At 64.9% G+C, this 8,485-nt stretch carries 8 protein-coding genes; 4 read left to right on the plus strand and 4 right to left on the minus strand.

The window, feature by feature from the left end:
* From KDH09_08355 to KDH09_08370, 4 genes are all read right to left on the minus strand, one after another.
* On the minus strand, nt 1-557 hold a 557-nt coding region (locus KDH09_08355; protein ID MCB0219689.1), incomplete at its 3' end, for an oxidoreductase.
* A gap of 2 nt (nt 558-559) precedes the next feature.
* Nucleotides 560-1,408: an FAD/NAD(P)-binding protein gene (locus KDH09_08360; GenBank protein MCB0219690.1), complete on the minus strand. Its 849-nt coding sequence runs from the start codon at nt 1,406-1,408 to the stop codon at nt 560-562.
* Complete coding sequence (locus KDH09_08365) at nt 1,392-1,859, minus strand: cyclic nucleotide-binding domain-containing protein (protein MCB0219691.1); 468 nt, start codon at nt 1,857-1,859, stop codon at nt 1,392-1,394. Before KDH09_08365 ends, KDH09_08360 begins: the two co-directional genes overlap by 17 nt.
* Nucleotides 1,856-2,989: a 4Fe-4S dicluster domain-containing protein gene (locus KDH09_08370; GenBank protein ID MCB0219692.1), complete on the minus strand. Its 1,134-nt coding sequence runs from the start codon at nt 2,987-2,989 to the stop codon at nt 1,856-1,858. Before KDH09_08370 ends, KDH09_08365 begins: the two co-directional genes overlap by 4 nt.
* A 160-nt stretch (nt 2,990-3,149) precedes the next feature.
* On the opposite strand from KDH09_08370, the gene KDH09_08375 reads away from it, so the two are divergent.
* The 4 genes from KDH09_08375 to KDH09_08390 all read left to right on the plus strand — a co-directional run.
* Complete coding sequence (locus tag KDH09_08375) at nt 3,150-4,742, plus strand: AAA family ATPase (GenBank protein MCB0219693.1); 1,593 nt, start codon at nt 3,150-3,152, stop codon at nt 4,740-4,742.
* Nucleotides 4,743-4,816: 74 nt separating this feature from the next.
* Complete coding sequence (locus tag KDH09_08380) at nt 4,817-5,899, plus strand: ATP-dependent 6-phosphofructokinase (protein MCB0219694.1); 1,083 nt, start codon at nt 4,817-4,819, stop codon at nt 5,897-5,899.
* Nucleotides 5,900-6,178: 279 nt separating this feature from the next.
* Nucleotides 6,179-6,880, plus strand: coding sequence for a succinate dehydrogenase cytochrome b subunit (locus KDH09_08385; GenBank protein ID MCB0219695.1), 702 nt, complete (start codon nt 6,179-6,181; stop codon nt 6,878-6,880).
* Between the two features lie 7 nt (nt 6,881-6,887).
* A partial coding sequence (locus KDH09_08390) for a fumarate reductase/succinate dehydrogenase flavoprotein subunit (GenBank protein MCB0219696.1) occupies nt 6,888-8,485 on the plus strand: 1,598 nt, incomplete at its 3' end.

The following is an 8,485-nucleotide window of genomic DNA, read 5'->3' on the forward strand; positions in this document are numbered from 1 at the left end:
CCCATGCACGGGGTGCCGCTTGCGACCATCACGCAGACCTTGCCGCTGCGCTTGCAGTCGATGCACACGCTGTGGGCCGGGGTATTGGGCTTTCGATGATTGAGGAAGGCGTTGATCACCTCAACGAGCTGGTTCTTGTTGATCGGGCAGCCGCGCAGCTCGAAGTCCACCTTCACGTGGTCGGCGATGGCCGTCGAGGTTTCGAGGGTTGAGATGTATTGGGGGCTCGCATAGACCGCGGCGATGAAGTCTTCGACGTCGGCGAAGTTGCGCAGCGCCTGGATCCCGCCCGCGGTGGCGCAGGCGCCGATCGTGATCAACACGCCCGATTGCGCGCGCACCTGCTGGATGCGCTCGGCATCGTGGGCGGTAGTGATGGATCCCTCCACCAGCGAGACGTCGTAGGGGCCGGGCTGAAAATCGCGGGAGGCCTCGGGGAAATAGGCGATGTCGATGGCGCCCGCCACGGCGAGCAGGTCGTCCTCGCAATCGAGCAGCGAGAGCTGGCATCCATCGCACGAGGCGAACTTCCACACGGCGAGTCGGGGTTTGGCCATGGCTAGAGCTCCCGGATGCGCAGCCGCGGCGCCGCGCGCTCCCAGCCATAGACCGGGCCGTCTTTGCAGATGAACTCGGTGCCCCACTGGCAGTGACCGCACAGCCCGACGGCGCACTTCATGTTGCGCTCCATGGATAGATGCGTGTGCGCGGCCGGGATGCCGCCCTCTACCAGCTTTCCAGCCACGATCCGCATCATCACCTCGGGACCGCAGACAAAGGCGCTGGTATTTTCCGGATCGAAGGGCGCGCGCTCGATGAGCGGGGCGACCGTGCCGACGTGGCCCACCCAGTCGGGCTCGGCCATGTCGACGGTGATCTCCACATTGAACTCGTGCTCTCGCCCCCAGAGCCCCAGTTCGTCGAGAAAGAGCAGGTCCTCGGGCTTTCGCGTCCCGTAGATCACATTGACGCGGCCAAAGTCGCCGCGATGTCGCGCGATCTCATAGAGCACGGGCCGAAGCGGCACGATCCCCAGCCCGCCGCCGATCACCAGCACGTCGCGGCCTTTGGCCGAGCTCACCGGCCAGACGCTTCCGAAGGGGCCGCGAAGCCCCACGCTCTGGCCTTCCTCCAGCCGCGTCAACGCGGCCGAGACCATCCCGACGTTGCGAATGGTGTGGACGATCTTCGAAGTGTCGGCACAGTCGCCGCTGATGGAAATGGGAATCTCCCCCACGCCGAAGGCATAGAGCATGTTGAACTGGCCGGGCCGGCAAGCTGGAAGCGCGCCGCTCTGGGGCGCCAGCTCCAGCGTCAGCACATGGGGGCCCTCCTCGCGCACGGCGAGCACGCGCCAGGGCGCGGGCACCATGGCCTGCGGGGTGAGCAGGCTAGTTGGACTTGCCATAACCATAGAGATCCAGCAGCCGCATGCGCGTGGCCTGCAGCCGTTCCATCAGCACGGCCGAGAACTTGCCCATGATCAGATAGCCAAAGCGCGGATCGTCCTCGCACTTCTTTTTCAGACAGGTCGTGTCGAAATGCATCGCGTGAGTGGTCTCTGTCGCGCGCGTGTCGAAGTTCCAGCGGTGGGGTTCGAAGAGCCAGGAAACGCCGACGACCTCGCCCTCCCCCGCGGTCTGGATCACTGCGGCGCCGCCGGCGGGCGTGTGGATTTCGATGGAGATACGCCCCCTGCGAACCAGGTAGAAGCAATTGGCATCCTCGCCCTCGCGGGTCAGGTATTCGCCGGCCTCGAAGACCACGTTTTTTCCACAACCGGCGACCAGCTTCTGATACTCGGGGTCGAAGTCCCTGAAGAAAGGATGTTCGGCCACCAGATCCGCTATGCTTTTCATGACTCCTCCCCTGCGTCCATGGATATGGCGCGCACTTCCTCGGTCAGATCGATTCCCACCGGGCACCAGGTGATGCAGCGCCCGCAGCCCACGCAGCCTGAGCTTCCGAACTGCTCATGCCAGGTGGCGAGCTTGTGGGTCATCCACTGACGATAGCGCGAGCGAATGCTCGTGCGCACCGAGCCGCCGTGGATGTAGGTAAAGTCCCCGGTAAAGCACGAGTCCCACTTCCGCCAGCGCTCGGCATGATCGCCGGTGAGATCCGTGACATCTTCTACCGTGGAGCAGAAACACGTCGGGCACACCATCGTGCAGTTGGCGCACGAGAGGCAACGCTCTGCGACATCGTCCCAGCGTTTGTGCTCGTAGTTGCTCATCAAGAGCGCGGGCAGGCCCTCGGTGAGCATGGCGCGCTGCTGATTCGATGCCGGCGCGCGGGCGGCCTCGGCGGCGCGAAGCTGCGCATCGCCGGCGGCTTCGCCGCCGAGTTTTCCGAGAATTGCATGGCCGCGCTCGCTGCCGCTTTCGAGAGTGAAGTAGTGGTCCTCGCCTTCGAGCACCTCGGTGAGCGAGAGATCGAAGCCGCTTTCTGCTTTGGGACCGGTGTTCATCGAAACGCAGAAACACGTGGCCGCCGCCTGGGTGCAGTTGACCGCGACAATGAAGAGGCTCTCGCGGCGGGCGCGATAGAGATCGTCGGTGAAGTCGCCGCCCATGAACACGCGGTCCTGGATGGCGATGGCGTGCAGCTCGCAGGCGCGCACGCCGATGAGCGCGCGCTTTGGCGGTGCCTCGTGCGCGGCGTCGACTTCCATGCCGCCGCCGCTGGTGCGGCGCGCGCTCCAGAGCTTTTCCTCGGGGGGAAAGAGATACTTCTTCCAGGACTGGGGGCCGACGACGTAGCCGAAGCGGGCCTCGTCATCGCGCTTGTGCAGGCGGTAGCGCCCGCCCTCCTGCTCGTCGGTCCATCCGATGGGGAGCTCGCCCCCGCCCGAGATGCGGTCGTAGACGATCGCACTGTCGGCCACGGTGGGCGCCACGAGCTCATAGCCGTCCGCTGCGAGCACCTTGAGCAGGCGCTCGAAGCCCGCGAGGTCGATTACCGTTGGGCTGGCTGATTTCGCGGACACCGCTTCCCCCGAAAATGCCCCGCCGCCGGGGCCGTTGCTGCCTGAGCCCGCAAGTGTACCGGTGCGAGCGGGCTCCCGCTACCTTAACCAGAAAATTTTGACGGAGATTTGACGAATATCAGGTCAGGCACGCCGGTCAACGGGTAGACTCTGCAGTGCAATGGAGACCGCGCAGCTCATCAAGGCGCTCAGCAGGCCGGGCGCCTACCCCCACCACCCCGATGCGGTGGAGATCGTGCAGACCCACATCTCTGTCGTCGCGCTGGCCGGAGAGCTCGTTTACAAGGTGCGCAAGCCCGTGGACATGGGCTTTCTCGACTTCACGACGCTCGAAAAACGTTGCGCCGACTGCCACGCTGAGGTCGAACTGAACCGCCGGCTTGCACCATCTGTCTACCTGGGCGTCGTCCCCATTGCCGAAAGCGGCGACGGACTCTTGGTCGAAGGAAGCGACGAGCCGATCGAGTGGGCGGTAAAGATGCGCCGCCTTCCCGAGGATGCGACGCTCGAATCGCGCCTGGCGCACGATGAGATTTCGGCAGCGCAGATCGAGACCCTTGCCGAGCGCATCGCCGCCTTTCACCGAGGCGCCGAGCGCGGGCCCCACATCTCCGAAGTGGCCTGCTTCGAGACCATCTCGCGCAACCTGCTGGAGAATCTCCACCACCCTGGCGCGAAGGAGCCCGAAGGAACCGACGCGGAGATTCTCGCGCGGCTCACCACCCTGACAACGCAGGCGCTTGAAGCGGCGCGACCGCTCATCGAAGAACGCAGCCGCTGCGATGTTCCCTGCGACTGCCACGGCGACCTAAAGACCGACCACGTCTATCTCTTCCCGGACGCCGCGCCCCCGGACGATCTCGTCATCATCGACTGCATCGAGTTCAACGAGCGCTTCCGCTACATCGACCCGGTGGCCGACATGGCTTTCCTGGCAATGGATCTGACCTACCAGGGACGGCGCGATCTCTCGCGCGCGCTGATCGCGCGCTACTTTCGCTCCGGCGGCGACGAGCAGGGGCGCGCCCTGCTGCAGCTCTATCTCTCCTACCGTGCGGCGGTGCGCGCCAAGGTCCTCTCCATCCAGGCGGGCGAAGCCGAGACGGATGCGGCCGCACGCGAGGCGCTGCTCGAAAAGGCGCGCACCTATCGCCTGCTCTCCCTGGGGGAGATCGAGGCGCCCGGGAAGCGCGCGGGTCTTGTCCTCATCGGCGGGCTTCCCGGCACGGGAAAGAGTACGCTGGCCCATGCAGCGGCCGAGGCCTTCGGGTTCGAGCTCATCCGCTCCGACCTCGTGCGCAAGGAACTGGCGGGGCTGGCGCCAGAAACGCCGGGCACCGATGCCCTCTATTCCGCCGAAATGAGCGAGCGGACATACAAAGGATGCGCGCGCCGCGCCGGGAAGATCCTCGCGCGCGGCGGCCGGGTGATTGTCGACGCCAACTTTCGCGAAGAAGCGCGCCGCATCCCGTTCGTGCAGCTCGCACGCGAGTGCGCAGCGCGGATGCTCTTCGCGGAGTGCCGCACCCCCGAGCAGGCGATTCGCCGGCGCCTCGAAAAGCGCGGGCCCGACGCATCGGACGCCGACTGGGCCGTCTACCGGAAGCTTCGCGATGAGTGGGAGCCTCCGGCCGCACAAACCGCGCGGGTCGCCCATTCGATCGACACCGGCGACTCCCCCGAGGCGGCGCTGCGGGCACTGGCCGGGCTGCTTCGCGCCGAGGGGCTGCTGCCCGAGGAGCAAGGCCCCTAAAAAACGTAACCTGCGTGACAAATCGGCTAGACTCTAATTGCTGCAGAATCGTGCGAAGAAGGGGAGCGAGCGGCTTGAGCGACATCAAACGAATCGGAATTCTCACTGCCGGCGGCGACTGTCCGGGACTCAACGCGGTCATCCGCGCGGTCACCAAGTACGCCATCCTCAAGCACAACATAGAAGTCGTCGGGATCTACGAGGGTTTCGGCGGCCTGCTGCGCAAGAACTACCGCACGCTCAGCGCGCCGGAGGCCTCGGGAATTCTCGCCCGGGGTGGCACCATCCTGGGCGCGTCGAACCGCGATAATCCCTTCCGCGTCATGGTCGGCGAAGGCCAGTACGAAGACCAGTCCAAAACGGCACTGGAAACCATCGGAGAGGCCGGGCTCGACGCGCTCGTCTGCGTGGGCGGTGACGGGACCATGAACATTGCCCAGCGCTTTGCCGAGCTGGGCGTGCCCGTGGTCGGCGTGCCCAAGACCATCGACAACGATCTCGACGGCACCGACCAGACCTTTGGTTTCGATACCGCCGCCTCCATCGTGGCCGACGCCATCGTGGACCTGCACACCACCGCGGAGGCCCACCACCGCGTGATGATCGTGGAGACCATGGGCCGCTATGCGGGCTGGCTCGCCCTGGCGGGCGGCCTTGGCGGCGCGGCCAACGTGATCCTCATTCCCGAGATTCCTTACGACATCGGCGGTGTCATCGAACACCTGCGCACGCGCCGCCGCAGCGGAAAGAAGTGCTCCATCGTGGCCATCGCCGAGGGCGCCCGCGAGCAGGGCGGCGGCCTGGTGGTCAAGGAACAGGACCCCACCCGCACCGACCCGGTTCGCCTGGGCGGCGTGGGTCACCAGCTCGCCTGGCAGGTCCAGCAGGGCGGCGGCCCCGAGTGCCGCGTCGTGGTGCTGGGGCACCTCCAGCGCGCGGGGCGCCCCACCAGCTTCGACCGGATTCTCGCCACCCGCTTTGGCGTCCATGCGGTGGATCTGGTGCGCGGGGCCTCGTTTGGGCGCATGGTCTCCCTGCACGGGAACGCCATCGAGAGCGTCCCGATTTCCGAGGCAATAAAGCAGCAACGCCTCGTTCCCGCCGACCATCCAATGGTTGCGGCCGCCCGCGCGGTGGACGCGAGTTTCGGGGTCTAGTTCTGTGACTTGCCCCGATTGGCGGGGAGCTGCAGTGAGCCCCCTTCAGAGTGCCTAACGCGCTGTTTTCAGAAGTCTTTTTCCGGGGGTTGACCCTTGGTGACGGCTGAGTCAAAACTGGGCTGGGCGCTGGGGGAATGGGCATCCGGTTGGTTTCTGAAAAAGACCGGCTGCCCCCACTGACAGCTTCCCGGAAAACCTATATATAAGTGTCCGGTTCCACCCGGGCCCCAACTGCCCCGGGCAGGGGCAATATCCGACCTACGGTAGGTGCATTTCATGTCAACGGATGCGGTTCTCACCAGGTTCGCGAAGGCGACGCGCTCGACCGTCGGACTCAAGTCCATTGCGGCTTTGACCGGCGCCGGGCTCTTCGGCTTCCTCATCATTCACTTGCTTGGCAATCTGCAGATGTACATCGGCCAGGACCAGATGAACTCCTATGCCCATGCGCTCAAGCACAGCCCCATTCTCTGGCCGGCGCGCCTGGGATTGCTGGCCATTTTCGTGGTCCACATCGGCGCCACCGTGCGGCTCAAGGCCCGCAGCAATGCGGCCCGGCCCCAGGGTTATGTCTATGAGGACACGGTGCAGGCCTCCTGGGCATCGCGCCACATGATCTACACCGGTTTCGTGATTGCGGGCTTCGTGCTCTATCACCTGGCCCACTACACGGTGCATCTGACCAACCCGGAGTTCGCCGATCTGCGCGACGCCATGGGCCGCCACGATGCCTACAACATGTTCGTGCAGGGATTCTCGAATCCGCTCGTTTCGGGCATCTACATCCTGAGCATGATCGTGCTGGGGCTGCACCTGAGCCACGGCATCCAGAGCCTGTTCCAGACCCTGGGCGTCAACAACTCGCAGTGGCGCCCGGTGATCCAGAAGATCGGTCTGGGACTGACGCTGCTGATCATTCTTGGAAACATTTCAATGCCGATTGCCGTCATGGCCGGCATCATCAAGGCAGCGGGGTGAGGCTTCCATGAAACTCGACTCAAAGATTCCTTCGGGTCCCATTGAAGGCAAGTGGGACAAACACAAGTTCGACATGAAGCTGGTGAACCCGGCGAACCGTCGCAAGTTCAATGTGATCGTGGTCGGCACGGGCCTGGCCGGCGGCGCGGCAGCGGCCACCCTGGGCGAACTCGGCTACAATGTCGATGCGTTCTGCTATCAGGACAGCGCACGGCGCGCCCACTCCATCGCGGCGCAGGGCGGCATCAACGCGGCCAAGAACTACCAGAACGACGGCGACAGCGTCTACCGCCTGTTCTACGACACGGTCAAGGGCGGCGACTTCCGCGCCCGTGAGGCGAACGTCTACCGCCTGGCGCAGCTCTCGGTGAACATCATCGACCAGTGCGTGGCACAGGGCGTTCCCTTTGCCCGCGAGTACAGCGGCTACCTGACCAACCGCAGCTTCGGCGGCGCGCAGGTCTCGCGCACGTTCTACGCCCGCGGTCAGACCGGCCAGCAGCTCCTGCTGGGCGCCTACAGCGCGCTCTCGCGCCAGGTGGCGGCCGGCACGGTGAAGATGCACCCGCGCACCGAGATGCTCGACGTGGTGGTCATCAACGGCAAGGCCCGCGGCATCATCACCCGCGACATGGTCACCGGAAAGATCGAGCGCCACCTGGGCGACGCGGTCATCATGGCCACCGGCGGCTACAGCAACGTCTTCTACCTCTCGACCAATGCCAAGGGCTGCAACGTCACGGCGACCTGGCGCGCCCACAAGCGCGGCGCTCTCTTCGCCAATCCCTGCTACACGCAGATTCACCCGACGTGCATCCCCGTGAGCGGCGACTACCAGTCCAAGCTGACCCTGATGTCGGAGTCGCTGCGCAACGACGGGCGCGTGTGGGTTCCCCGCACCCCCGGCGACAAGCGCAAGGCCAAGGACATTCCCGAGAGCGAGCGCGAGTACTACCTCGAAGAGAAGTATCCCTCCTTCGGCAACCTGGTGCCCCGCGACGTGGCCTCGCGCAATGCGCTCTATGTGTGCCGCGAGGGCAAGGGCGTCAACGCCAGCGGCCTTGCGGTCTACCTGGACTTCAAGGACGCCATCAATCGCCTGGGCAAGGAAACCATCGAGGCCCGCTACGGCAACCTCTTCCAGATGTATGACAAGATCACCGGCGAAGACCCCTATGAAATGCCGATGAAGATCTTCCCCGCCGTTCACTACACGATGGGCGGGCTGTGGGTGGACTACAACCTGCAGAGCACCATCCCGGGCCTGCACGTCGCAGGTGAAGCGAACTTCTCCGATCACGGCTCGAATCGCCTGGGTGCCAGTGCGCTCATGCAGGGTCTGGCCGATGGATACTTCGTCGCTCCCTCCGCAGTGGCCAACTACCTGGCCAGCACGCAACTCGAAGACGTCAGCACTGATCACGATGCCTTCAAAGAGGCTGAAGCGGCCGTCACCGAGAGGAACGAGAAGCTACTCAAGGTCAACGGCAAGCGCACTGTGGATTCCTTCCACCGCGAGCTGGGCCTGCTGGTCTGGGACAAGTGCGGCATGTCGCGCAACGAGAAGGGCCTCAAGGAAGCCATCGAGAAGATTCCCCAGATCCG

This window comes from Chrysiogenia bacterium, assembly GCA_020434085.1.
Lineage (GTDB): Bacteria > JAGRBM01 > JAGRBM01 > JAGRBM01 > JAGRBM01 > JAGRBM01.

Excerpts from the sequence above, each read along its gene's own strand:
- KDH09_08360 (MCB0219690.1), bottom strand. The coding sequence starts at position 1,408 with ATGGCAAGTCCAACTAGCCTGCTCACCCCGCAGGCCATGGTGCCCGCG.
- KDH09_08365 (MCB0219691.1), bottom strand. The coding sequence starts at position 1,859 with ATGAAAAGCATAGCGGATCTGGTGGCCGAACATCCTTTCTTCAGGGAC.
- KDH09_08375 (MCB0219693.1), top strand. The coding sequence starts at position 3,150 with ATGGAGACCGCGCAGCTCATCAAGGCGCTCAGCAGGCCGGGCGCCTAC.
- KDH09_08385 (MCB0219695.1), top strand. The coding sequence starts at position 6,179 with ATGTCAACGGATGCGGTTCTCACCAGGTTCGCGAAGGCGACGCGCTCG.